Origin of the sequence: Haloplanus salinarum, assembly GCF_024498175.1 — an archaeon.
GTDB lineage: Archaea > Halobacteriota > Halobacteria > Halobacteriales > Haloferacaceae > Haloplanus > Haloplanus salinarum.
In genome coordinates this window covers 1547094-1572288 of the sequence record NZ_CP101823.1, presented here as the reverse complement: position 1 = coordinate 1572288, position 25195 = coordinate 1547094, and the positions used below count along the sequence as shown (strand labels likewise).

Here is a 25195-nt window from a genome sequence, read left to right as displayed (position 1 = left end):
AGCAGCCGACGTGTCGAACCGCCCACCTTCGAACCATGACCGAACGCGCACCCAAGGTAGCACTCCCCGTCGCCGGCCTGTTCGGGGCGGTGAGCGGTGCCGTCGTCTACTATTTTCTCCTTCCGGATTGGTTCCCGGCACTCGCCACGGCAGCAACCTACGCCGGGGCGTCGTATTTCTACCTCGCGTTCGACATCCCCCTTCTCGGGACGCACGTCAAGTTCACCGACCGCACAGACAGGGTCGGTTACGCAGTCGGACTGTTCGGGGTGAGCGTCGGGCCGTTGGCGCTCAGCGAGTACGCCGGACTGTCCAGCTCGGCGGTGATCGGCGTCGTCGCGTGGCAACTCGGGCTGCTCGCGTTCCTGCTCCTGTCGGCGACCGCCGCTCACCGGCGGTCCTGAATCGACGGGGCCACACCGTTCGGATGACTGTTCGATCCGGCTCGAATCCACGGGAGACGGCCGCCCAGATGCGTCTCAGCTCGCCGTATAGAGGAGTTGTACGAGGACGGCGGTCATCCCGGTGGTGATCAGGAACGCCCAGCCGGTCACGCGGACGCGCCGTCCGTACTCGGGTAACTCGTCGCTAGCCGTCCCGAGTATCGTAACCAGCCGATTCGGGTGTGTGAACGGACTCGGCGGCCGCGGCTCTGGGAGCCGCCGCCGAAGCCGTCGGTACCGACTGAACGACTGGACGCCGTACAGACACAGCGAGAGGATCATGCCGACCCAGAACCCGGCCGCCGCGAGCAGCGGGATGCCGACCGGTCCGAGGAGGTCGGCCTCGACCGGCCGTGCCGACCCCTCGCTGAGGCTCAGGATGCCGAACGCCAACCCGACCATCGAGAGCCAGAACGCCACGAAGCAGACGAGGAGTGCCCATTTCGACAGCCGACGAAGCCGCTCGTCGTTGCGTTCGACCCACGTTCGGGACGGCGGCGACCGCACCTCGCGCTCCGGGCGGAGCTCGTGTCGGCCCGGCCGTTTCGCCCCCAGTCCGGCGAGTACGACGATACACAGCAGGACGCCCCCGATGGCAACCGCTCGCGCCGGCCACGGGGTCCGCTCCCTGATCAGGAACGCGTTGCTCGGCTCCGATGGCCGCACGTACGCCCGAACCGTCGTCCCAGGCTCGTACGACCGAACGATGGACTGCGCGTTCGACCGGTCCGAATAGGTTCGGATCGTCGGCCCGGGGAACACCTGCTCGCTCGTGTACGTCTCGCCTTGATACTCGTACGTGTACTCGATCTCCGGTTCGTAATCGATGCTTCGCCGGCTATCTATCCGCTCCACTTGTGCGCTGTCGACCGTCGCCTGGACGGTGACGGCGTCGTCGACCGCCTGTCCTTGCTGGACGTAGCTGTACCCACCGGCCCCGACGAGGGCGACCGCCAGGACCAGCAGGTACACGCTCTTTCGTGAGAGGTGGAGGGTCGTGATTCCCACGGGGAGTTTCATTTCGGTCGCGAGTATGGCAATCCAACAGTATGAGAGTGATGTCTGCCGCTCGCATATCCGATCCTCAATCTACTCTGCGAGCGGCAGCCTCGGCCGCGAGTGCGGTCAGGGTAAACGCCACCGCAGCATCGAGGAGACTCCCGTCCCGTCCGGAAACGACGATCAACAACCCGACGTAGACGACGAAGGTGGCGGTACACGCGGCGCCCGTGCGGACGACCGCGGAGGCGAACCGTGTCCCCAACAGGCCGTGTGACGTGAGCGTCGTCGGCGTCGAGACGCCGAGAACGATCAGCCCGAAGAACGCGGCGACGCCCGTACTGACACGGAGTTGGATCACGTACGCGCCGACGACCGAGAGGACAATAGCGACGGTGATACCTACATTCTCCGGGGTGAGGAGTCGGGTTCGAACGTCGCGGATGGAGGGCACGTCCCGGGCTTCGTGTGACGCATTATAAACCCTGTGCGGTGCGGGTCGCCATCGTAGGGTTCGGTCGGGATTCGTTGCTGTCACCGGGCATCCCACGGGTCATCGCTCCCGTGCGCTGACGCCGACGGATCAGACGGTCAGGTCGCGAGGTCGTGGGTAGTTCCGCCTGAGGAACCGTAACGAAATTCCGCAGCGATATCTCGGATTGGGTGGCTGTCACGGATCCGGATCGCCGGCCGCGGCCTCGACGTCGCCGCGCTCGCTATGCTCCTCGTCGGGGGCCTCGTTACAGACGGTCGGGTACGGGCCACGGCGTTCGTGCTCGTCGCGGTGTGGCTCCTCCTCGGTCCCGTCGTGGTGAGCCTCGGTCACGCACACGAAGCGGACCGTCTCCTACACCACCTCACGTTTGCCGCCGTCTTCGTCGTAGCCTCGCTTTTTTTCAGACACTCCCCGCTGATCCAACAACTCGGCGTGTGCGGACTGCATACCAGTAACCCCTTGCGTTTGTGATTTGAAATACGGGTCGTGGACGCCCTCCAGAAGAACTGGAAGACACCGACACTCTCTGAGTCGAGCATTGTCCTGATTGGTCTCCTCTTAGCAATTGTTGGTCTTGCATTCCGAGATACAGTCGGCGTTACGTCGCTGCTCGTTGCAGTAGGAATCGGACTCATGATTGCTGGAACGGTCTATCTCGCTGTTGAGGGGCGCGAAGTCCTCCGGTTATCGCTGGCTTTTATCGCACTCCTTGCGCTACCGCTGTTTGCCTATAGTGGTATTGTTCAGTGGATTGGCGGATTCATGACTGGTACTGTCGTCGTTGGTGTGCTGTACAGCCGGGTCTCGTGGGAAACAATCAGGACACGTGTTTAGACAGCGTTGCGCCAATCGTATTTTTGAGAGTCATATACTGCAGATATGCACCTCGCTAGCAGTCAAGTAGACGAAATCGAGCGTCCATAATTACCAACTGCCAGTCGATCCCACGACCGAATCACGATCCGATTACTTCGTTTTCACGATACTATCGGCGTAGGGCACCGGGAATTTCTTCGATACGATTCGTCAGAAGTCTCAATCAGCAATAGTACGGTGTCTCGTGACCAACCACTCCCAGCTCTCGATGCTGCTGGGGTCCAGTTGATTGCAGCCGAGAGACATCAACGACCCAATGATTAGCGGCCACGAGCCACGCCGTAGCGGTAGCGAACCACGGGACGAACCCGCCGTTGTTCGGACTCGTTCAGTGACCGAACGAAATCAACGGCGGTGCACTCGGAGCCGATGGTTCCGGCGCCCCACCCGCCGTTGTCGTGCGATTATGCTCGAGAATTCGGCGATGGGCGCTGCAGGCGCTCAGTCGATAGGCGAACGAACTCCCTTGCTGGGACTGCGACGGTCGAAATCGAGGGGTACGGGACACACCAAAAACACAGTATTCTGTGATCCAATAGGTTTCTGTATGCCTTCGCTCACGGTCAACGTGGACGACGACCTCAAAGAACGGATGGAGGAGCACCCGGAGATCAACTGGAGTGAGGTCACGCGACAGGCCATCCAAGAGAAGATCGACGCGCTCGAAGTGATGGACGAACTCACAAGCGAGAGCGAACTCACCGAGAGCGACGTGCGAAACATCGCCGACAAGATCAACGAGCGCGGACGCGAGCGCATCGACGAGGAATCGGCGTAGGCGACCTACCAATGCCTGATCTTCCAGAACGCCTGTCCGATATTCAGCTCTCTCGTCGGGATCGGATTGTCGTCTATTATCTCACCGGGCTAGCTGCACTGATTGCCGTGTACACGGTCACGTACAACGTTGCACTGGCACGGTTGGAGGGCGTCCATCAGTCGATATTCGCTTCGTTCGAGTTCGTCGTCCAGACGATGACCACGACCGGATACGGACAGGACTCCGGGCTGTGGAGTCATCCGCTGATGTTCTTGTTCGTTGCTGGAACGCAGATCTCCGGTATCGCGATCGGGTTCTTCACACTCAGGCTCATCATCATCCCGTTGTTCACGGGGGCCGAAGTCAACCTCGACAACCGGCTCTCTCCCAAATCCGACCACGTCATCATCTGTGAATACCGGCGTGACTCCGCCGTACTCCTCGATGAACTCAGGGAACTCGATATCGAATACGTCTTGATTTCCTCGTCCGAAGAGAACGCCAAGGAACTGTCCGACGACGGGTATTCAGTCATTCACGGCTCTCCACAGGACGCGTCGGCATTCGAGCGAGCCAGCATCGAGACGGCACGAGCAGTCATCACGGATACTGGGGATGCAACCGTCGACACGATCCTGACTATACGGTCACTCGATTCGGATATCGACATCATTACGCTGACCGACGACAGTGATATGCGAGACATCTTGTTAGATACGGGTGCGGATACCGTCTTGTCCCCGCATGGAGTGCTCGGACAGCGACTCGCCGAGAAAGCAGTCTCTTCGTTCAGATCGGAGTTGACGGATACGATCAAGCTCGGGGGTGAATTAGAAGTTACAGAGGTACCGATTCAGCAGGGAAACCGACTGATCGGAACACGAATCCGCAACTCGAAAATCAGAGAAGAAACGGGAGCTAACATCATCGGTGCATGGATCCATGGGGAACTACAGCTCCCTCCCGATCCGGACGCAGTCATCCGCTCGAATACGGTACTGCTCCTCACAGGCGCACACGATGCGTTGGAGGCGTTCAGTGACTTCACTCAGCCGTCCCGCATGCTCCGGGCCCACGAGCGCATCATCGTTGCCGGACAGGGAGAAGTCGGTGAAGCCGCACGGGAGTTTATGTCCGAGGAGGAAATCGATGTCGTGACCGTCGATATCGAAGACCGCGAGGGCGTGGACGTCGTCGGCGACTCCAGATCGGACGAAATCTTGAAAGAGGCAGGGATCGAAACTGCCGGTGCAATTATTATCGGACTTCCGGATGATTCTGCAACACTACTGACAACAGTGTTAGCACGGTCGCTGAATGGCGATATCGAGATTCTCGCCCGAGTGAGTGATACCGGTGCGACCCGGAAGGCGCTGAGTGCTGGCGCGGACTACGTGCTGTCCGTTCCACGGGTGAGTGCTCGAATGGTCGCCAGGGAACTCCGCGACGAGGACGTCCTCGCACCAGCGAGCCAGATTCGGCTCCTCCGCGCCCCAGCAACACCGATTTCGGGGTCGACACTTGCCGAGTCAGGCATCTACGAAAAGACGGGGTGTCGCGTCATCGCCATCGAAGACGAATCCGGGCTCACCACCACGGTTGACCCACAGCGGGAGTTCAAGGGGACCGAGCACATCGTCCTCGTCGGCTCCGACGAAGCGATACAACAGTTTAGAAAACAGTTTGATCTCTCACCGATCGAGTCCGAGAGCTGACCGGCTGGAGTTCGTCACCCCCTCATCAGATTCATCACTTCGTCGGCAACGTCCGGTTCGACGGCAACGACGTAACGGTTGCCGGGGGTCAACGTCGTGTCGGGGCGGGCGATTCGATGGCCGTCGTCATCGGAAACAACTAACGTTCCGGCCGGAAATCGGACTTCAGTCAGTTGTTTGCCGGCGGCCGGGGCCCCCTCTGCGACGCGAACGAGCATAATGTCGAGGTCGCCGGTCACGTCTGCCAGCGTCTGGACATCGCTGCCGACGATCTCGTTTGCCGCCACGCGCGCGCCGGCCCGCTCGGGAAAGAGCACCGCGTCGACGAACCGGGTGTAGGCCGTACCGGCCGCCCGTTCGATGCGAACTATCGTCCGAATTCCGGGATTCAACTCCGAAGCGGCCAGACAAACCGCGAGATTCAACCCGGTTTCACCCGTGAGGGCCGCGATCGCGTCGGCTCGCTCGATGCCAGCCTGTTCGATGATGTCGGGGTTGGTCGCATCGCCTTGGATGACGGTCGCGATCCACTCGTCGGCGATTTCCGAGACAATTCCCTCGTCGCGTTCGATGATTGTTACGTCGTGGCCACGGTTGGCAAGTATCTCGGCTGTCTGGAAGCCGACTCGCCCGCCGCCAGCGACGATGATGTCGAGATTGCTGGTCATGTGTTTCAGTCTTCAGCCTCCGGTGTCATTTCGGTGTCGGCGTCTGTCGGGCCACGATTCGGTTGCGCTCGCAGTCGGTTGAGTGCGAAGTAGGCGATCCCTCCGAGCAGGATCCATGCCGCGCTGAGGACCAGCGCCAGTGGATCCGTCCGGATCAGGTACTCTACGAGCACTCCGGCCAAGATCAGGTTGAGAGCGACGCCGATCAGCGGGGGTGCCGGGTAGAACGGCATCTCGTAGGGGCGGTTCATATTCGGACGCTCGCGGCGAAGCCTGATCACGGCGACGTTGACGATGATAAACGAGAGCAGGAAGAACAGACTCGACATGTTGCCGGCGCTCTGGGTCGGCAACGCCACCGACCCGAGCATGACCACCGCGCTGGCGAGGATTGCCACGAACGGCGTCCCGTAGCGGTGGTGCAGTTGACCGAACGAGGGCAACAACTGTCCTTCGCGTCCCATCGAGAACGCCACCCGCGAAGAGGCAATCACGACCGCGTTCAGCGCAGTCAGTGTCGAAAAGACCGCCCCGAAGACGATGAGCGCGCCCCCGTTCTGGATGATCGGCAGTCCGGTCGGCATGAACGACGTCGCCGCCGCGGCGATCCCCGCCTCGCCGGCATCGGCGAGTCCGTCGGCTCCAAGCGTTGCAATAGCGACTGTCACGACCGCCAAGTAGACAATCACGGTCACGATGAGGCTCAAGAAGATCGCTTTCGGAATGTTCTCACGTGGATTCTTGACCTCCTCGGTGACGGTGGTGATGAGGTCGTATCCCTCGAAGGCGATGAACGTGAGCCCCATCGCTGGGAGTATCGCGGCCGCCCCGCTGCCTCCGGGGAACAGTGGCTGGAACTCGGCGCTGGAGAACATCGGCGAGGCGAGCCCGAACGCGACGAACACTACCAAGATGCTCACCTTGATGATCGTAAAGATCGTCTCGACGCTACCGCTGGCAGCCGTCGAGACGGCGTTGAGTGCCACCAGCCCGAGGACCGCCACGAACGCCAGCAGGAAGGCGAGTGGTACCGCCGCATCGATGACCGGCAGCGCGACAGCACCCACCTGCCCCGGCGGTGGGACGATCCCATAGACGTGCAGCAATTCGAGGAAGTTCGGCGCGAAACCGAGCGCGTACAGGGCCCCCGCGATCATATAGGCGAACCAGAGCATCCAGCCCATGATGAACGAGGAGAGGTCGTCGAAGATCTCCCGGACGAAGGCGTACCCGCCGCCGCTTTTGGGGATCGAGGCAGCGAGTTCGGCATACGAAAGACCGGTGAACGCGGTGACGACCCCGTTCAGGGCGAAGACGAGAATCGCGGCCGGGCCAGCGATCTCGGCAGCCAACCCCGTCAAAACGAAAATGCCGGCTCCGATCATCGCCCCCATCCCGATCATCGTCGCGTCGAGCAGCCCGAGTTCGGCCTCTGGAGCGCGAGTCTGACTCCCGCCCATTACTCCCAACCGCCGTTTCGCTCGTTGTACATCGTACGCTTCCGGTGATCCGTGTGACTCACTTTATTACCGGGGTGAGTTCCTCTAGTGCAGGAATTGCACTGGCATTTGATAAGTCCTTACAAGAGTTCTCGATGGCGCCCGGCAGCCGCGTTCCAGAGACGAAAGAATCGAGGCGACCGTTGAAACCAACGCGGTCCGAAGTAGCAAACTATGACCGAGACCAAACGGTTCGTAATCGCCGGTGGGGGACGGGTTGGCCTACAGACGGCCGAGAACCTCACGGACCAAGGCCACGAGGTGGTGTTGATCGAATCCGACGCGGAGCGTGTCGAAGAACTGTCGGATGCTTACCTCGGTCCCGTCATCCATGGCGATGCCACGCGCCCCTCGATCCTGAAACAGACAGACCTGAACCGAGCTGATGCTATCGCGGCACTCACCGACGAGACGGGAACGAATCTGGCAATCTGTATGGAGGCTCAACAACTCGCTCCATCAGTTCGAACGCTCGCCCGCGCCGAGACGCAGACCGGTCACGAATACGGCGAGGTGGTTGATGCAACCGTTCTGCCACAGCATCTTGGCGGCGACCACGCGGCGGATATGCTCACCGGTGAGGAAATCCGAACACTGATCTACCCGACCGCCGACCTCGACATCATCGAGGTAACTGTCGCCGAATCGTCACCCGTTGCGGGGCGACGTCTCGACGAGGTTGCCCTTCCAACGGGCAGCCTCCTAATCTCGACCGCAGAGCGTGAAGCGCTCGCGGGAGCCGATACGATTCTAGAGCCGGGCGAGCGCTACATCCTCGCCGTCGAATCCGGTGTCGTTGACGAGGTATTGAATCTCATGCGCGGGTAGCACCCGCACGTCGATTCCGGTGGTCGACCGACCTGTCTTCCACGAATCCAAGCTAACGATAACCTCTATCACGATTCTAACGGTTCCCATCCGAGTGCGGTACGCCCCTACTAGACGGGGTAAAGGCGCTACGGTACCCGAAAATTCCCGATGAAACGGGAGTGACCCCGGTGTGAATCCGTGACCGGGCGGTCTTATTACACCAGCCCAATGAACGTTGGACACGAACTCCAATGGCAGATCCGGATCCGTTACGAGTCGAGTACACCACAGTGAGAGAGCTGACTGATTTTCTGATGTATGCGGTCGAGGACATCAGCCTTCGCTTCGACCGGTGGGAGGAAGAGCACGTCCGCGGTCCAGGATCGTATTTCGTTATCGTAACTGGAGTCCACTCCGGAGCATATGCTGACTCGCTGGGCGAGAATAGATGGCCAACCGAAACCTGTCGAGTCGTATCGGAAGATCTGGATAGATTCGTTGAGGCGGCACGTACGGTTGCGTTCACACGCGATGGTGCCGTTATCATCAGCACGGACGGTACCATCCAAGAGCAGATGGTCCGGATCAAAAGCCAGAGTGACGTCGGGGAGGGCAATACGATCGAGTATGCCGACTGGATGGGGACGAAGCATCTGAGCGCCATCGAGGTCTCGGTTCGTTCAGAGGTGGTCGCGGCTGTCACACTCAGCGAGGAAAATGGCCGCGTGTCGATTTTTCAGGATGGGAATTACGAGGACTACAAGCGCAACGAATTAGGTGGTGTGTGGCGCCCATCGGAGTGAAATAGTGGATACTTCCGATCAATTCTCAACCGAAGAATCGGAGAAAACCTTCGAAAGTCGTGGGACAATAGCCCCCTCGATCGGAGTCGAATACTGCATCAGCATCGTTCCGACGATACTCATGACTAGGACGTAGCCGACGGCAAATGCATAGATCGTCTGGGCGACCGTCTCAGTCAGCGTGGTTCCCGAACCGGATAGTGCCAGCGTCGCGATGATGAGCGAGAACTCGCCTCGGGTAGTCATTCCGAGTCCAACCCGCGTCGACTGACGGATATCCAGGTCGTATATCCGACCGCCGAGATACCCGCTCACCAGCTTCGTCGGGACTGTTACCACGACCGCAACGAGGATGAGCGTGAGAACGCCAGCGAACACCAGCGGGTCGGTCACGAGACCGATCCAGACGAAAAAGACCGCAGCGAAGAGGTCACGAATCGGCTCGAGGAGCCGCTCCAGTTGCTCGATGTGCTCGGTCGAGGAGAAGGCCATTCCGATGAAGAAGGCGGCGACCGCTTCACTGACGCCGAGCGCGAGTGCTGCACCGGCAGCGAGGACGGTGATTCCGACGGCTCGAAGGACGATAAATTCGTGCGAGTCAGCGTCGAGTACTCGCTGGAAGAACGGCGTCCCGAACCACACGACTGCCAACAAGACGAGAATGACGCCCAGTGCGACCCCGATCGACTGAACAGCGGCTCCGAGATCGCCACCCCCCAGCAACAGTGCCGAGGCGACGACGAGGTACACCGCGATTACGAGGTCCTCGTAGACGAGCGTGCCAAGCATCGGCTCGGCCTCGTCGTTGGCGATCCACCCGAGGTCAATGAGGGACTTCGTGATGATGGCTGATGAGGAAATGTAGACGATTCCCGCTACCAGAAACGCTGGCAGGAACGCCCGAAAGAGGACGAATCCAAGTACCATCCCACCCCCGAAGTTGACGACGAGGTCGACCGTCCCGGCCTTGCCGATACGACTCCGATTGGCTAGCAGGCGGTTGAGGTTGAACTCGAGTCCGAGAAAGAACAACAAAAACACGATGCCGAGTTCAGCACCCAGTTCGACGAACTCGGTCGCTTCGAGCGCGTAGGGGGTGAGTCGGCCGATGACGAACGGACCGAGCAGGATGCCCGTTGCAATATAAAACGGGATGACCGACTGACGGAGGTGACTGGCGATACCACCGACGAGTGCAGCCGCGGCAAACAACACCCCGAGTTCGAAAAGCGCCACCTCACTCGCCACGCCACGTCACCTCCAGTTCGTTCGCCATGGAGTCACTCGGGAGTACCCGCGTCGTTGGAGACGAGTACATCGAACTCGTTCAAATCCTCCTGAGAGCCGATGACCACGAGTGTGTCACCAACCTCGATAACCGTATCCGCCTGTGGTGATGGCACGACGGACCCGGCTCGTTCGATGGCGGCAACCGACACACCCGTCCGCTCACGGACACGCGCGTCTGCTAGTGTGTGGCCGGCAATCTCCGATCCATCTTCGACGTTGTACCACTCTAGGAACGTCCCCTCTGCGAGCATCGTCTCGACCTGTTCGGATTGCACCGGCTGGAAGTACGCGCCTTCCAGAATAGTCCCGACAGTACGAGCTAGGCGGTCGGGGAGTTCGAACAGTTTCTCGGAGTCAGCACCCTCAGAGGTCTTGAGAAACACTTCCCGTTTGCCAGTGTTGTGCGTGACGATGACGAGTCGCTCTTCGTCCCCGATTTCGATTTCGAATTTCTTCCCGACACCGGGAAGGTCACTCTCGTAGACGGTCATACTGGACTCGTGTTTAGGAAGCGTATTAAAAGGGCCGAGCGCACCCTGAGAACCAGACTGGGCGCTCTGTCGGTGTCGCCGGACGGGATAGACTGGCGTCTCCCCGTACGCTATCCGGGACGGGATACATACTCTTAACAGATAGTACAAGAATCACCCAGTATGAGCAGTGAGTCCGACGACGAAGACATCCTCACCCACGTGCTTCTTCCCGTCGCTCACGAAGCCGACGCGTTAGCGACGGCAACCGCGCTCGAACCCTACGGGCCGGCCCACGTGACCGCCCTTCACGTCGTAGAGAAGGGGGGTGGCGTGCCGGACAAGACTCCGGTCGAGCAGTCCGAGGACTTGGCCGCGGAATCGTACGCCGCCGTCCGGTCGGTGTTCCCTAACGCCGACGAACGCACTGCCTACGGACGGGACGTGGCCGCCAAAATCTTCGAAGCGGCCGACGAGGTCGATGCCAGTGCCATCGCGTTTCGCTCCCGCGGCGGGAACCGACTCATGCAGTTTCTCTCCGGCGACGTTTCGCTGAAACTGGTGACCGGAGCAGATCGCCCGGTCATCGCCCTCCCCAGTGAGGGCGAGACATGAGCGAGGAAGAACTCGCCAAGGACCTCGGACCGCTCGCGGCGCTGACCATCGGCGTCGGGACGATGATCGGCGCGGGTATCTTCGTTCTGCCGGGCGAGGCCATCCTCAAGGCCGGGTCGCTGGCGTCCGTGGCGTTCGTCTTGGGCGGCGTCATCGCCATGTTCACGGCGCTGTCGGCCAGCGAACTCGGCACCGCGATGCCCCGATCGGGCGGGGCCTACTACTACGTCAACCACGCGCTGGGGCCGATGTTCGGGTCGATCGCTGGCTGGGCCAACTGGCTCGGGCTGGCGTTCGCCAGCGCGTTCTACATGGTCGGGTTCGGTCGGTACATCGCCCGCATCTTCGGTCTCTCGGGCAGTGTCGGTGCCGGCCCGGTATCGATCACCGTCGTGAAGATAATCGCGCTCGTCGGTGGTGCATTCTTCATTCTCGTCAACTACGTGGGCGCGAAGGAGACCGGGCGACTCCAGAACGTCATCGTCGCCCTGTTGGTCGCGATCCTCACCGTGTTCACGTTCCTCGGGACGCTCCGAGCCGAACCGTCGAACCTTCCGGCCGCGACGGACGTGGTCACCACCTTGGAGACGACGGGCCTCATTTTCGTCTCCTATCTCGGCTTCGTCCAGATCACGAGCGTCGCCGAGGAGATCAAAGATCCCGGCAAGAACCTTCCGCGGGCGGTCATCGGTAGCGTCGTAATCGTGACAGTCATCTACGCGTTTGTCCTGGTGATTATGAGCGCGGCCGTCCCCCCGGGATTCATCGCGGATATCATCAGCTCGAATGCCGAGAACCCCATCGCCGTCGTCGAAGTGGGCGATTACATTCAGGGTGCCGTGATGGGCGGTGCATTGCTGTTCGGTGGCCTCCTTGCGACGGCCTCCAGCGCGAACGCCTCCATCCTCGCCTCCTCGCGGATCAACTTCGCGATGGGCCGTGACCGTATCGTCACGCCGGCACTCAACGAAATCCACGAGCGGTTCGGAACCCCCTACCGCGCTATCGGCATCACTGGCGGGCTCATTCTCTTGTTCATCGTCATCGGCGACTTGACGCTGCTGTCCGGGGCCGCATCGGGATTGCACCTCATCATCTACGGCCTGCTGAATTTGGCGCTCATCGTGATGCGCTACGTCGCTCCCGAGGAGTACACCCCAGATTTCGTCGTTCCGTTGTACCCGCTGCTGCCCATCTTAGGCGTCGTGCTTTCTTTTGCGCTACTGATCTTCGTCGCCAGTGACGCACTGATACTGTCGTTCGGCATCGCAATCGCGGCGATACTGTGGTATTTCTTCTATGCTCGAACCCGAACGGAAAAACAGGGAATCCTCTCGAAGCACATCATCTCACGGTCCGAAGAGATGCCCGACGCTGCCGTTAGCGCAGCTACCGGTGTTCAGCCTGATGGCGGGGAGTACCGCGTGATGGTGCCATTGGCCAATCCCGCACACGAGCAGGAACTCATCACGCTCGCCAGTGCCATCGCCAAACAGCGCGGTGGCACCGTCGTCGCCACCCACATCATCACGGTGCCCGACCAGACGGCGCTGGCGGCCGCCGCCGACCGATCCGACGACATAGACGAGAGTTCACAACACCTGCTCGACAACGCCCGCGAAGACGCCGAAACGTTCGGCGTCGACGTCGAGACACACACCATCCTGTCGCACAAATCCTACGAGGCCATTTTCGATGCGGCCCGAACCCACACGGCCGACCTCGTCGTCATGGGTTGGGGACCTGATTCGCATGGCTCACCCGGGCGAGCGGAGTCGGCGATCGACGAACTCACCGAGGCAGTCCCCTGTGACTTCCTGATTCTCCGCGACCGTGGGTTCGATCCCTCGCGGGTTCTACTCCCGACGGCCGGCGGCCCGGATTCGGAGCTCTCGGCCACCATCGCGAGATACCTCCGCTCGGAGTTCGACGCCGAGGTGACCTTGCTCAACGTCGCGGAGGACCGCGAAGCAGGCGAGCAGTTCCTCAGAGAGTGGGCAGTAGACAACGGGTTGGAGGACGCTGACCTGCTCGTTAAATCCGGAGATGTAGAGACGGCTATCCAGAACGCTGCGGACGATGCGACGCTTCTGCTCCTCGGTGCGACCGAAGAAGGGCTCCTTCGCCGCCTCGTCTCCGGATCGATCGTATTGGACGTTATCGACGACGTGAAGTGTTCGGTCCTGCTTGCGGAGAAACACCGCGACCGTGGCCTCCTCGAACGGCTGTTCTGAGGCGGGAAGTCCCGCTACCCTTTCGGGGTTCTCCCTCTCGGAAATCGTTCTGCCACTGGGGCGAATTCGGGACCGCTCGTGGCAGACCCGCTGTCTCGATCGTCGTTATAGTCCCTGAACTCACACGCCGACGAAATCACGTGTTCCCACCGTGGTCGGTCCGGTCCCCAACGGCAGTGCGGAGTTCCCGTAACCGAGGTCCACCAACTCCCGATTTGCTGGAGACAGTCGACCGTGATCGGGGGACGTTCAATGGGCCAACGATTAGCGGCCGTGCACCACGCCGTAGCGGTAGCGAACCAGAGGACGAACCCGCCGTCGATCGGAATCGTTCAGTGACCGAACGAAATTAACGGCAGTGCACTCAGAGACGGTGACACCGACGATTATCCCGCCACTGTCGTGCGATTAGGACCGAGAAATCGGCGATGGGCGCTGCAGGCGCTCGGTCGGTGAACGGAGCCCCTTGCTGGGCTTGAGACGGTCGAAATCGGAGGGTGCGAAATACACCGTATTCTGTGATCACATAGTATCCTGTATGCCTTCGAGCATAGACCACTCAAACTTTTGACCGCCTCGTTCCTTATCGCAACGCTACCTATTGAAACCTTCAATCAGTGATAGATTCAGGAAGCCGTGCTGAATACAGCGTGCGAATCTGTCATAATGAAGTTCCCGATTGAGAGCTACGGAGAGCATCAATACGACCTAATTCAGCGGTGTAGGGGATGACCAGATTCAGGCCGCAGTAGATTCCTCGTCGTCGTCAGTGCAACATCATCTGATAACGTATTAGTACACCGATAGCTACCGAGTGGAGATAGCTACTCCAGTAAACGGACTGCGCCTGCAATTTAACCGAGCAGAACGTCTATGTGATCGGCTGAACCCAACCTGGATGGATCCCCCATGCAGGATTGTTCGGCTCGCCAGCGTCCGAAGTGAAGGTCAGAGCATAGAAGTCATACCGAGTATATTGGCCCATTAACCAGCGATTAGAATAATTTATACAGAATTTAAATGCAATAAAAGGGAGTTAACTAATGGATGTTAGTTGCGTGTAACACAGTATTCCACCTCATCAGTGGAAAGCAACCATGCAAGACGACTTCGAGCTTTCGCGGCGAAAGGCACTGGCTGCACTCGGTACGATCGGGGTCGCGTCGGCGGGCGCTGGATTGGGGACGAGCGCGTACTTCAGTGATCAGGAAACGTTCGAAAATAACCGGCTGATGGCCGGAACGCTCGATATGAAGGCTGCCTATTCGGCTCACTACTCGGACTGGTCGACGGACGAAGACGGGGGGGATACGGACTCTCCGGACGACGACGTGGACGTCGTCATGTGGGACGGACCCCCTGGCTCGACCGGCGGTCCGACCGACGCGCCCGTTTCCGACGACTACACGGGACTCCCGTCGAACGACGCGTGGCTCATCGCGGTCGACGATCCGGATCAGTTCCTCGCGAATACACAGACCAACTCGGCTGGCAACACGAGCTGTCCCGACGGCACGGACGCCGAGGATCTCGCCCAGCCGGTGATCGACCTGTCGGACGTGAAGCCGGGTGACTTCGGCGAGGTAACTTTCGACTTCACGCTCTGTGACAACCCCGGCTACATCTGGCTGCAGGGCGAACTCGTCTCGTGTGCCGAAAACGGCACGACCGAACCCGAAGAGGATGACCCGGACGAGGCGTCGATGCTGCCGCTGGCCGCGGTGGGTGGTGCGTCGGCATCCTCGCTGCTGGACACTGACACCCGACAAGAGGTGGTCGAAACGGTCGGAGAAGCGATCGAAGGTGACAGAATCACTCGGAAAAGCCTCCTGAAGACAGCCGGTGCCGGGGCGGCGGGCGTCGCCAGCGCGGGAGCGATGACGGGGACCGCGGCAGCGGCACCGGGTGACAACTTGGGAACGGTGAGCTTGAGCAACGGGACCGGTGTCGGAATGACCTTTACCGGTACGTATGTCATCACGCCACGAGGTTTCAGCTCGGACGTCGTCGATATCTGGGAACCTCCCACCGCTCCGAATGGATCGGCCACTCTCGTTGCGAGCAAAACGCTTCCCAGTAGTCTGCCCGGCGAAGGCACCGACACGATTAGTGGGGTCGACTGGGACCCCGACCGACAGGAACTATGGGCGACGTACGACGGCGACCCGTTCCTGCTCATCGACCTCGGCGATTTGACGGTGACCGAGACCCTCGACAGTGGCGACGTTTCCAACGAATTCAGTGCCCCATCCGATACCACCGGCTGGCCTGCGGACGGCGTCGCTTACGATAGGCGCGACGACACCATCTGGTGGTCGTCGGACGCGTCGCAGGAAACGGTGCAAATTAACACCGATGGGACGGTAGCGAACAGGATTACGCCGGAAGTCAACGCCGCCGGCGATCTGTTCGACAACAACAGTGGAATCGCCGTCGGGGGCGATATGGACGGTCGAAAGACGCTCTATCTGGGCAACAACCCGTCGGACGCGAATGGAGGTGTCATCCGGGTCTTCGCCGACACCGGTGAGTACATCTCCGACTTCGCCACGGGAACCGGATTCCGGGTCGAAGCACTCGTCTGCGACCCTGTGACGTACGATTTCGAGGCGCTCTTGATTATGGACGCTGACACTAACGAATACCGAGTCTTCGAAGCACCCGCTGGAATCTGTCCGATCGGCGGCGATCCGGATCCCGAACCGGAACCGGAACCGGACCAATGCGCCGATGTTGAGCTTCTGGACGCTGTCGAAGCCGCCGCTTGGGTTGACGACGGCAACAACTATCAGAACGACGGCGAGTCGTTTGTAGTCCGCGGATCGCTCCGTTCTGTACTCAACGAACTGAGCAGCGGCACCGGCGTTACACTACCGGGCACCATTCCGGCCGAGCAGGGTGGTGGAACTGGCTCGCAGGGGTGCTTCCCGGCCGAGACGACGGCCTCGGTCGCGTTCGCATGGTGGGTTCCCACCGACCACGGGAACGAAATCCAGACCGACTCCGCGACGTTCAACCTGAATTTCTACACCGAACAGTGCCGTCACAACGACGGCTCCGGAATGAACAACGCGATGGTGAACGACGACGAAATCGACGACTCGTAGCGGAGCGATCCACTGGTTCAATCCATCTACCTCAATCTTAATGAACCGATCAGCGAACTTCCACTGCCAACTCCGTATTGAACGATGGTACTCACAGTTTGATATTCCGCACAGAGTGATTACGCAGACTCACTGAACCAGCGAAATACATGAACGGGCTGTGCTGAACTTATCCTCTACATTCGGCACGAGGTTCCTGACAGCCTCGGGGTAGATTTCACGGGCCGTGCTGCATAGAGGGCGCGTATCTCCCACGGTGCGCGTCCGGAAGCTCATTTTTTCGAGCAAGGAACGAAGCACATATACCCGGCACCCACATATGTAAATCGTGGATAAAATCAACGTTACTGACATTGCGGACCAACTGGCCGAGGACGGGGAGATGGAAACCGAAGCGATGCGTGCAGTGTCGTTCAGCCTCCAAGTGATGCGGTTTGAGCCGGGCGACGAGGACCCGATGCACGCGCACGCCGAGGAAGAGATTTACCGTATCGATATGGGCGAGGCGACGCTCGTGACCGACGACGAGTCGGTGGCGGTCGAGCCGGGTGACGTTGTCCATCTCCGTCCCGGGACAGACCACCAGTTCACCGATTTCGACGGCGAGTTCGTGGTCACGGTTATGTACGCACCCGCCGAAGGCTCTCAGGCAACGTAACGACAGGTCGCACCCTACGCCTGTAGTCCCGTTGAGTACGACCTTTCTGCGTCGTTCCGAACGGCCAGTTCGATCCTATCTACCGAACCAGAGCCGACGGTCTACTGAGTACACCCTCTATATGCAGCAGTCAGTTCCTCTCGGAATCACGGACAGTCGCCCCCCTCTTGTGAAATGGTGAGGCTTCGCTCCAGATTGTGAACGATACACTTGATGACGAGTTCGCGGAACTGCTTCCATCAAAGGCGTGACCGAATGCACCGAACTTCTGTTTGATCGCCGCGTTGACTGTCTCGTTCATGTTCCGCCTGTGGTATAGATCGCTGTCCAGTCGCGCATTCCACGATTTGTGGAGAGGGGTAAACTCCCGATGCTTGATGAGTGGTCGAATATCGTGGTCATGGGTGAGCCGCCGGAGTTTCTGATCGTCGTATCCCTTGTCACCGGTCAACACCGAGATGGACTGTCCGTTCCGTTTCACTATCTGCGGCGCGATCTGCGTATCGTGTTTCCGCGTTGTCGTCACGTGAACATCGAGAATGGCGTTGGTCGCTGTATCGACCAACAGCGTGGTCTTCAACTGTTGGATGGTGAGGTTCGTTCGCTTCGTGTAGTGAGTTGAGGCATGCGCCCGCTCAAAGCCGGACGCATCGATACCGGTGACACCGTTCAGTGGTAAATCCGCGAGTGAGACGTTCAGTAACACCCGCCAGACGGCCATCTCCAGGCGGTCGAACGCCTTGCAGAGGAGGGGGCAGGGATCGAATCGAGGCCGATAGCATCACGGATGCGTGGCATCTCGATGAGTTCGTCAACGAGGTCGCGGTACGTCGTTGTCTTCACCCTTCGGACAGAGCAAGACGACGTTTTGGCGGAGCATGAACCGCTTCCGTGAATAGCGAGTCGAAAACCGAGAAACAGCACGACGAGCCAACACGATAGCACGTTCAACGAACTGGAGGAGGCGTGACTTCGGAAGGGAATCCATTCTGTCTCGTGCTACTCATCAGTCGTGTTTGTCAGCAAGGGTTTCAACAAGGCCGAATATTTTGCTCTGTTGAATAGATGCTGAGCCACGGTTACAGCGGCTCACACAGTGATTCTATGTTGATGATGGCGAACATCAGGACAATTTCACGAAACTGGCGATACCAGCCGAGCGCTCGCACGGCGTCGCCGAGCGAGCGCTTGGCTGTTGAGTACGACGTTTCGGCCATCCAGCGCTGAGAGTAGCCGTTTGCCCGGTTGAGCGCGTTGTTCAGGGCTGATTTCGGTGATGATCCACGATAGTGAACAAGATACTCAAGGTCATACGCGGCGATCTCGTACTCGGTGTGCCAGTCTTGGAAGCCGTTGTCGGCAGCGACGGACTGCAGGTCGTCCGCGTTTCGGCGGACGACCGGCGGTCCGGTCTTCGTATCGTGCTTCCACCGTGCTGTGATGTGAACGTCAAGAACCGCAAGCGATTCCACATCAGTTAATGTCGTCACTTTCAGCGTCTGTACGGTGCTTCCCGATCGCTGGCGGAAGTACGAGGAAGCACGACGACGGTCGAAGAACGTGCTGTCGAGAGCGGCGTGACCAGACTGCGGGTGCTGCTGCGCAGAAACGCGCAGCAGCGCCCGCCAGACCCACATTTTCAGCCGGTCAAAAGATTTGTAGATCGTGCTGTAATCCGGCAGGTCGTCCCGATCTAGGCCGAGGGCGTCACGAACCTCAGTCAAGTACTTCAACCGATTCGGCGTTTCACGGTAGCTGTGGCCTTCTTCGAGCCGAAAGCAGTGCAGAACAACGTGGACCCAGCGGGCGAACCCGCCGCTGGCGGGCTCGCCCGCGTGCTTCCCCAACGCTTGTTTAGCTAGGTCACGACACTGCTCAACGAAGTCGAGGAGGTCGACTTCCATAGGCAAGAATCGAATTCCTCGTCTTCATCCTTCTAAACCCGTGATATCGGCTGAATAGATCGCTCTTCAACAGAGCACTTCAATGACTTTCTGACTGGATTGTGCGTTCAACTCTTTCCAGCACGAGCGGTTCTTCATATACGATTTAAGCGAACCTTCGTTGGGAATCGTACCGATTGCGTCCCAAACTCGTTGGGCTGTCCATCGTGCGACGTTCCAGATCTTCGAGGCGGAATCCCCGAGCGAGTCGAGGCCATCGCAGACCTGCCGGTAGTTCTGGATGGAACCAACGTAGGTGCGCGTGACCTGAATCGCCATACATAGCCTATGTCGAAGCAGTTATTTAATGACACGGATTGGCGTGGACTATCCGGTCTGTCATCGACGGTGGACTGCGTAGGAAGTGTCGGATTCACTCCCGCCGTAAACAGCGGGATTCTCTCCTAGCAGGAAGATAGCCCTCAAAAAGATTGGGATGCGGTACTCCATGAAGATCGTGAGCGGAGCAGTGTCGGAGTCCGAGCAGTCAGCGGCGCCAACGGAATTCGGGACGTGCAGTCCTGAGCACCCAAATCAGGCCACCTGCCGGGCCGTCGACTACGCCACCGGCTTCGCTGCGGCCTGTCTCTACACGGCCGGCCAGCGGGTGACACAGGCCGAGGCCGCGGCCGTAGCGAACGTCACAGCAACGACGATTCGGACGCATCACGAGACGTTAGCAGAGCAGGTGGCCTGACAACGCACCTGCACAACGACTACCGTTAGATAATTTTCTCAGGAAATTATTTGTTTCTCGACTGCGTAGCACACAGTATGACCGAGACATGGGACGACGTCAACGAGCAGGTCAAGGCGGACTGGAAAGACGACACCACGCCGTTCGAGCGGGTGTACGAAATCGTCGAACAGACCCACGACGGGCAGTCGGCCGCCGAGATCGCCGACCGCGCCCTTGTAAGCGAGCCAACGGCGCGTCGCCACTGCAAAACGCTGGTGAATACAGGGTTCGCCGAGACGGAACCAGACGGCCAAACGACGCTGTATAAGCGCAACAGCGACCGGGTGTTGATGTCCCGGATCCGCGAACTGCGTGAGGAAGTCGATCGGGCGGCGTTGCTCGACAGTATTCAAGGCATGAAGGCCGAAATCCGGCGCTATGAGGACCGCTACGACGTGGTGTCGCCGGAGGAACTCACCCGGCAACTCGATGCCGACGAGACGGAAGGCTGGGACGACCTCACCGCGTGGCGGACGACCCGGCAGAATCTCGCCGTCGCACAAGCCGCACTCGCCTACGACGAGGCCAGCCACCAGCTTGCCGTATGAGCGACGACGACCGGGCCGGCGAGTTCGGGCCGATCTATCTTCCGGCACTCCAGCGGATTCGCGACCTCTGGCTTGATCTCGAGTCGCTTGTCGACGAAACAGCGTACGACGATGTCGTCGCTCCCACGGAACTGCGGATCAGTCTCAGCGATGGGCTCGCCGATGCCGAGAGCGCTCGGCTCGATATCCAATGGAGCGAACTCGGGATGTATTCGTTCCACTACGTCGATAGCGACGGCGTCAACTGGCGCTTCGATCGCCACCCGAATACACACTCCCCCGAAATCCATTTCCACCCGCTGCCCGACGCCACGACGACTGATGCCAAACCGTCCTGTATCGACGTGACGGAAGTGTCGCTCGTGAGTCGTGCAGTCCATACGATGTGGCGAGCAGCATACGAGAATGAAGACCTGGATCGACTGAATAGCGCAGCAAATCCACCGTGAGGATGCCGACTGACCGCGACCACCCCGAGCGGTTGGAGGAGTTGTCCGCTAAGGAGGCGCGGCGGTATCTCATTTGATTCCTCGGCCGGCAGGACCTCGACGAGTACGAGGAAATCTACGACGAACTCGCGGCCGAGTAGGACTTCATTCAAGCTTCGGATTTCCGCCGTACTGCGGTTGTATCGTTGCTTCTCTCAGAGTGGGGACGTTCCAATCCGGAGCGCAAGCGAGAGCAACGTATCGGTTTTCCCGTCCGCGCTGGAACCATCGTCCACGCATATGGACGTAACTGAGGACACGGTTCGAGACATCTGTACGGACGCGGTCTTCGAACGCGGTGAAGGATACCGTGACGAGGGTCACATCCACGAAATTCACCGCGTCGACACCACCGTCACAGCCGTCGTGAGTGGCAGCCGTCAGTACGATATCCGTGTTGACCTCGCCACCGACGGGGTTTCCCCGTGGTGTGATTGTCCGTACGATGGGCCGGGAGCGTGCAAGCACGTCGTCGCCGTGTTGCTTCGGTGTGTCGACGACCCCCCGCCTGACGACGGCGATCGACTCGACGCCGCACTTAACGGCGCCAACGCCGACAAACTCCGCGCGTTCCTGCGTGAAGAACTCGCGGCCGATGCGGATCTCCGCGCCCGGTTTCTCGCCCACGTCGGCGAGCCGACGAGACAGTCGGTCGACGAGCTTCGTGCCTCGATCGACCGGCAGTTCGAAGAGACGAACCCTGAGTACCACGTCGTCTTCGAGCCCATCGACTTCACGCAGTGGTTCGATCTCGCGAACGAGTACCGCGAGCATGGGCGGTACGCGTCGGCGGCGACCGTCTATCGGGCCCTCGTCGAGTCGCTCGACGACAATATGGAGCGCGTCGACGGCGCCTACGACCACTTCTCGCGTGCGTTCAGTCGGGCACTCGACGGGTATGTCGACTGTGTCGCGACCGCGGAACGCGACGCTGATGCGGTCACTGACGCCGTTGCGTTCCTTGAGGAGCGGGTGACGTCGGGAACGCCGTTCCTCTCGGAACACTTCGAGAAGGCAGCCGTCGAACTCCAGCAGATGGCGGACGAACAGTCCTGCGAGTAGCTGGGTCCCCCCAATGACGCTCGCCCGTTAGACGATCACTAGAATTAGTTTGTGACGCGATCAGCCATAGTGACCCGCTGTTCGCGAGCGGCTTCGACATCCGAGTAGAGCGCCTACGAATGCTTGATAAGCCGGCGGTCTTCCAGATTCTCCACCCACCGCGTGATCACGTCGCGGCGGTTCCGGAGCTCCGCATTTGCCAGGTCGCCGTCAGCGAGCGATTGTTCGAGCTCCTCCCACGTCTCGACGTCGTAGGTCGCCTGCCACTCCTCAATCTCCTCGGTGATCGCAGCCAATTCACTCCGCAGCTCCTCGCGGGTGTTTTTCTCGATGAGCGTGCGGATCTCATCGAAGAGCAGTCGCGTGTAGTCCGGCTGGTAGCGCGTGGTCTCGCCGGCCTCGACGCGACGCAACTGGCCCTGGCCGACGAGATCCTGAAGTTCCTCGTTGGTCGTGCTCCAGGCGGCGTCGGCCTGCTCGCTGATCCAGTTAACTGAGCGGGGTTCGCGAAGTGACTCGGCGACCGCCCGAATGCGGTCGCGGGCGCTCATCGACTCAGTCCACGATTGGACCCCATCTCGCGGGGATTCGGTCATGGTTGGCACCTCTTGGGACAGTGTTCGCGCCCTACTCCCATATACAGTCCTCGGTAATTGAGACTCGATTCTCAAATTCAGATTCGTAATTCCGGGATTCATCTCGACTTGTCTATAACGCGTAACTTAGTCGGAGCTCTTCCCGTCCCCTCATGGGTCGTGTCAAATTAAGCGTGAAGAGTGAGGCGTGCTGATTTCTGAGTGTCTATGCCAGAAATCACACGCCTCAGCGACGATAGCGACTGGATCGAATTAGATTTTGTGGAGCGTCAGCGGACACCCGAGTTCGCGATGCGACTCGGTATTCAGATGCACGTGGCAGGACTATCACTTTCGAATACCATCTCGATTCTTGAAAGGTTGGGTGTCGAACGCTCTCGAACGGCCGTCCACAACTGGGTGCAAAAGGCCGATTTACAGCCCGAAGGCGGTGCGAGCCCGAATCACGTTGCGCTTGACGAAACCGTGATTCGAATCAACGATCAGCAGTACTGGCTGTACGCCGCCATCGATCCTGAAACAAACACATTCCTTCATATTCGGCTCTTTAGCACGTATACGACCGGTCTCACCGAAATCTTCCTGAGTGAATTACGCGAGAAACACGATGTCGAAACCGCCGTGTTTCTCGTCGACGATGCCCAATGGCTCCAAACTGCCCTCGATCGACACGGCCTCGATTGCAGATACGAACTCCATGGCAATCGGAATGCCGTCGAACGTCTATTTCGTGAGGTAAAACGACGAACCTCTTCATTTTCAAATACGTTCAGCCACGTTGAGCCGACGACAGCAGAATCGTGGCTCCAAGCCCTCGCCGTCTGGTGGAATCGATGCCAAAGTTAACACGACCAACTCGTCGCCGACGACCTCTTCGAGTTCATCCGTGACGCCCAGGACATCGAGCTTGATTTCTCGGAGCTCCCGTTCACCGTCACGGAGTTCTACAGCCGGAGCAGGCCGAGTGCCTCGGAATTTGGCCTCAAGCGTGAAGGCCGTAAGCTCAGGTGAGTGTTCCACTTTCACCGTGGATGGCTGATATTGAAACACAACGCACTGTTACACCGAGATGGAGAAATGACACAGGAGCAGACTCTCGTGAAGACGCTGGATTTTCAGCTCGACATCCAGAGTGACAACGAGAGCCTGCTGTACGACGCCACGCTCGAATCGCGGTGGGCGTACAACGAAACGATCCGTCTCGCCAAAGAGGGCGTGGACTGGGATGAAATCCCCGACCGTGTGGCCGACGATGCCGACCTCGTGAAAAATACCTCACAACGTGTCGTAGCGAAAGCGCTCGGCGCGATAGAAAACTACCACGAGTACGACGACTTCGGCCTCCCGAGTCACACTAAAGACGGCGCGTACCCGCTTCGAGCCAACTACGAAGAAGGCTACAACCTCACGCTCCGAGACGATGGAACCGTGGAGTTCCGTATCAGTGCCAAGCCGTATAAGCACGTCAAAGGCGTGCTGGAAGGCGACGACACCCATCTCGTATTCTCCGAGCCGAGCTCTCTGGTGGCGAGTGGACGATTGGGACGGCGGAAGCACTGTTCTATGACGGAACACCCGAGTTGCACGTCAACGTCACGAATACCGAGCGTACCGTCCGAGAGAAACAGGACTCTCGGACGGTCATCGGCGTAGACGTGAACGAAGACAGCGTTGCACTATCGGCACTGTCAGCAGAGGGCGTCGAGGACACGCTGGTCATCGACTTCCCCGAAATCAAGTTCGAGCGCCACCGCTACTTCACGATGCGGAAGCGGGTACAGAACGCCGAGAAACCGAGTATGCACGACACGCTGGAAGGGCGTGAGGAACGGTTTGTCCGTGACCGACTCCACAAGGTGAGCCGTCATATCGTGGAGTGGAGCCACCAGTTCGAGAAACCGTGCATCGTCTTTGAAGACCTCAAAGAGATGCGCGAGAGTATCGACTACGGAACGCTGATGAACCGACGCTTGCACCACCTGCCGTTCCGTGCGCTTCAATACTACACGTCGTACAAAGCCGGCTTCGAGGGTGTGCCAACGACGTGGATTGACCCTGAATATACGAGTCAGCGGTGTCCAATATGTGGACATACGGAGTGTGGGAACCGGAACAAGAAGCGGTTCAAGTGCCGGTCGTGCAAGCATCAAGACCACGCCGACCGTGGTGCAAGCGTCAACATCGCTGTGAAAGGCATCGAGAAGCATCAAGACTGGAATGTGCCTGCTCTCAACAACCTCCCCCAAGTACGAAAGGTGCGACGGCAGGCATCGGGGGCCGTGGACGCCCCGACCGTGACCCACGATACCGTTCGAGGATATCAGACCGATGGTGTCACGGGAGTGTCCGACTAATCCACGGGAAGTCTCAGGACTG

The 25195-nt window shown here is 59.5% G+C and carries 23 protein-coding genes and 4 pseudogenes; 16 read left to right on the top strand and 11 right to left on the bottom strand.

Annotated features, from left to right (window positions below; translation table 11 throughout):
• Positions 1-35 precede the first annotated feature (35 nt).
• Positions 36-404 (top strand): hypothetical protein, encoded by a 369-nt coding sequence (locus NO364_RS08105; protein WP_257629035.1) that lies wholly within the window; start codon positions 36-38, stop codon positions 402-404.
• A gap of 75 nt (positions 405-479) precedes the next feature.
• On the opposite strand, the gene NO364_RS08100 is transcribed toward NO364_RS08105, so the two are convergent.
• From NO364_RS08100 to NO364_RS08090, 3 genes are all read right to left on the bottom strand, one after another.
• Positions 480-1463, bottom strand: coding sequence for a DUF3592 domain-containing protein (locus NO364_RS08100; protein ID WP_257629034.1), 984 nt, complete (start codon positions 1461-1463; stop codon positions 480-482).
• Positions 1464-1527: 64 nt separating this feature from the next.
• Positions 1528-1896, bottom strand: coding sequence for a hypothetical protein (locus tag NO364_RS08095; RefSeq protein ID WP_157687975.1), 369 nt, complete (start codon positions 1894-1896; stop codon positions 1528-1530).
• A gap of 216 nt (positions 1897-2112) precedes the next feature.
• On the bottom strand, positions 2113-2268 hold the full coding sequence (locus NO364_RS08090; RefSeq protein WP_257629033.1) for a hypothetical protein: 156 nt from the start codon (positions 2266-2268) through the stop codon (positions 2113-2115).
• A gap of 156 nt (positions 2269-2424) precedes the next feature.
• Between NO364_RS08090 and NO364_RS08085 the strand changes: the two genes are divergently transcribed.
• The 3 genes from NO364_RS08085 to NO364_RS08075 all read left to right on the top strand — a co-directional run bounded on the left by NO364_RS08085 (position 2425) and on the right by NO364_RS08075 (position 5289).
• Entirely contained in the window at positions 2425-2772 is a 348-nt protein-coding gene (locus NO364_RS08085) for a hypothetical protein (RefSeq protein WP_257629032.1), read from the top strand.
• 589 nt (positions 2773-3361) lie between these two features.
• Positions 3362-3592 (top strand): hypothetical protein, encoded by a 231-nt coding sequence (locus NO364_RS08080; protein WP_157687977.1) that lies wholly within the window; start codon positions 3362-3364, stop codon positions 3590-3592.
• 11 nt (positions 3593-3603) lie between these two features.
• On the top strand, positions 3604-5289 hold the full coding sequence (locus tag NO364_RS08075; RefSeq protein WP_257629031.1) for an NAD-binding protein: 1686 nt from the start codon (positions 3604-3606) through the stop codon (positions 5287-5289).
• Between the two features lie 14 nt (positions 5290-5303).
• On the opposite strand, the gene NO364_RS08070 is transcribed toward NO364_RS08075, so the two are convergent.
• A complete protein-coding gene (locus tag NO364_RS08070; RefSeq protein WP_157687979.1) occupies positions 5304-5957 on the bottom strand; it encodes a potassium channel family protein in 654 nt (217 codons plus the stop codon).
• A gap of 5 nt (positions 5958-5962) precedes the next feature.
• A complete protein-coding gene (locus NO364_RS08065; RefSeq protein WP_257629030.1) occupies positions 5963-7417 on the bottom strand; it encodes an APC family permease in 1455 nt (484 codons plus the stop codon).
• A gap of 213 nt (positions 7418-7630) precedes the next feature.
• On the opposite strand from NO364_RS08065, the gene NO364_RS08060 reads away from it, so the two are divergent.
• Both NO364_RS08060 and NO364_RS08055 read left to right on the top strand, forming a co-directional pair.
• Positions 7631-8284: a potassium channel family protein gene (locus tag NO364_RS08060; protein WP_257629029.1), complete on the top strand. Its 654-nt coding sequence runs from the start codon at positions 7631-7633 to the stop codon at positions 8282-8284.
• A 233-nt stretch (positions 8285-8517) separates the two neighbouring features.
• Positions 8518-9069 carry a diadenylate cyclase gene (locus NO364_RS08055; RefSeq protein ID WP_157687982.1) on the top strand — a complete coding sequence of 184 codons (552 nt, stop codon included), beginning with the start codon at positions 8518-8520 and terminating at the stop codon, positions 9067-9069.
• Positions 9070-9087: 18 nt separating this feature from the next.
• Here the strand turns inward: NO364_RS08055 and NO364_RS08050 are convergent, their stop codons facing one another.
• On the bottom strand, positions 9088-10317 hold the full coding sequence (locus NO364_RS08050) for a cation:proton antiporter (RefSeq protein WP_157687983.1): 1230 nt from the start codon (positions 10315-10317) through the stop codon (positions 9088-9090).
• 32 nt (positions 10318-10349) lie between these two features.
• Positions 10350-10850: a cation:proton antiporter regulatory subunit gene (locus NO364_RS08045; RefSeq protein WP_157687984.1), complete on the bottom strand. Its 501-nt coding sequence runs from the start codon at positions 10848-10850 to the stop codon at positions 10350-10352.
• A 162-nt stretch (positions 10851-11012) separates the two neighbouring features.
• Between NO364_RS08045 and NO364_RS08040 the strand changes: the two genes are divergently transcribed.
• From NO364_RS08040 to NO364_RS08025, 4 genes are all read left to right on the top strand, one after another.
• The gene (locus tag NO364_RS08040; RefSeq protein WP_157687985.1) at positions 11013-11444 is read left to right on the top strand and encodes a universal stress protein; all 432 of its coding nucleotides are present in this window, start codon (positions 11013-11015) and stop codon (positions 11442-11444) included.
• The gene (locus tag NO364_RS08035) at positions 11441-13678 is read left to right on the top strand and encodes an amino acid permease (RefSeq protein WP_157687986.1); all 2238 of its coding nucleotides are present in this window, start codon (positions 11441-11443) and stop codon (positions 13676-13678) included. The genes NO364_RS08040 and NO364_RS08035 overlap by 4 nt, the downstream gene beginning before the upstream one ends.
• 1097 nt (positions 13679-14775) lie before the next feature.
• Entirely contained in the window at positions 14776-16785 is a 2010-nt protein-coding gene (locus NO364_RS08030; protein ID WP_233255269.1) for a SipW-dependent-type signal peptide-containing protein, read from the top strand.
• 328 nt (positions 16786-17113) lie between these two features.
• Entirely contained in the window at positions 17114-17443 is a 330-nt protein-coding gene (locus NO364_RS08025) for a cupin domain-containing protein (protein ID WP_157687987.1), read from the top strand.
• A 146-nt stretch (positions 17444-17589) separates the two neighbouring features.
• On the opposite strand, the pseudogene NO364_RS08020 reads toward NO364_RS08025, so the two are convergent.
• The 3 genes and pseudogenes from NO364_RS08020 to NO364_RS08010 all read right to left on the bottom strand — a co-directional run.
• Positions 17590-18431: pseudogene (locus tag NO364_RS08020) on the bottom strand (IS5 family transposase).
• 91 nt (positions 18432-18522) lie between these two features.
• A complete protein-coding gene (locus tag NO364_RS08015; RefSeq protein WP_257627546.1) occupies positions 18523-19347 on the bottom strand; it encodes an IS5 family transposase in 825 nt (274 codons plus the stop codon).
• 72 nt (positions 19348-19419) lie between these two features.
• Positions 19420-19665, bottom strand: a pseudogene (locus NO364_RS08010) (RNA-guided endonuclease TnpB family protein); the annotation flags it as partial.
• A gap of 178 nt (positions 19666-19843) precedes the next feature.
• On the opposite strand from NO364_RS08010, the gene NO364_RS18350 reads away from it, so the two are divergent.
• From NO364_RS18350 to NO364_RS07990, 4 genes are all read left to right on the top strand, one after another.
• Positions 19844-20083, top strand: coding sequence for a hypothetical protein (locus NO364_RS18350; protein ID WP_257629027.1), 240 nt, complete (start codon positions 19844-19846; stop codon positions 20081-20083).
• A 77-nt stretch (positions 20084-20160) separates the two neighbouring features.
• Positions 20161-20673 (top strand): winged helix-turn-helix domain-containing protein, encoded by a 513-nt coding sequence (locus NO364_RS08000; protein WP_257629026.1) that lies wholly within the window; start codon positions 20161-20163, stop codon positions 20671-20673.
• Complete coding sequence (locus NO364_RS07995) at positions 20670-21122, top strand: toxin-antitoxin system TumE family protein (RefSeq protein WP_257629025.1); 453 nt, start codon at positions 20670-20672, stop codon at positions 21120-21122. Before NO364_RS08000 ends, NO364_RS07995 begins: the two co-directional genes overlap by 4 nt.
• Before the next feature lie 279 nt (positions 21123-21401).
• The gene (locus NO364_RS07990) at positions 21402-22223 is read left to right on the top strand and encodes an SWIM zinc finger family protein (RefSeq protein WP_257629024.1); all 822 of its coding nucleotides are present in this window, start codon (positions 21402-21404) and stop codon (positions 22221-22223) included.
• 44 nt (positions 22224-22267) lie between these two features.
• Here NO364_RS07990 and NO364_RS07985 read toward each other — a convergent pair.
• Positions 22268-22819: pseudogene (locus NO364_RS07985) on the bottom strand (DUF7342 family protein).
• Positions 22820-23026: 207 nt separating this feature from the next.
• Between NO364_RS07985 and NO364_RS07980 the strand changes: the two are divergent.
• Positions 23027-23665: an IS6 family transposase gene (locus NO364_RS07980; RefSeq protein WP_257629022.1), complete on the top strand. Its 639-nt coding sequence runs from the start codon at positions 23027-23029 to the stop codon at positions 23663-23665.
• Positions 23666-23896: 231 nt separating this feature from the next.
• Positions 23897-25173, top strand: a pseudogene (locus NO364_RS07975) (RNA-guided endonuclease InsQ/TnpB family protein).
• Positions 25174-25195: the final 22 nt, after the last annotated feature.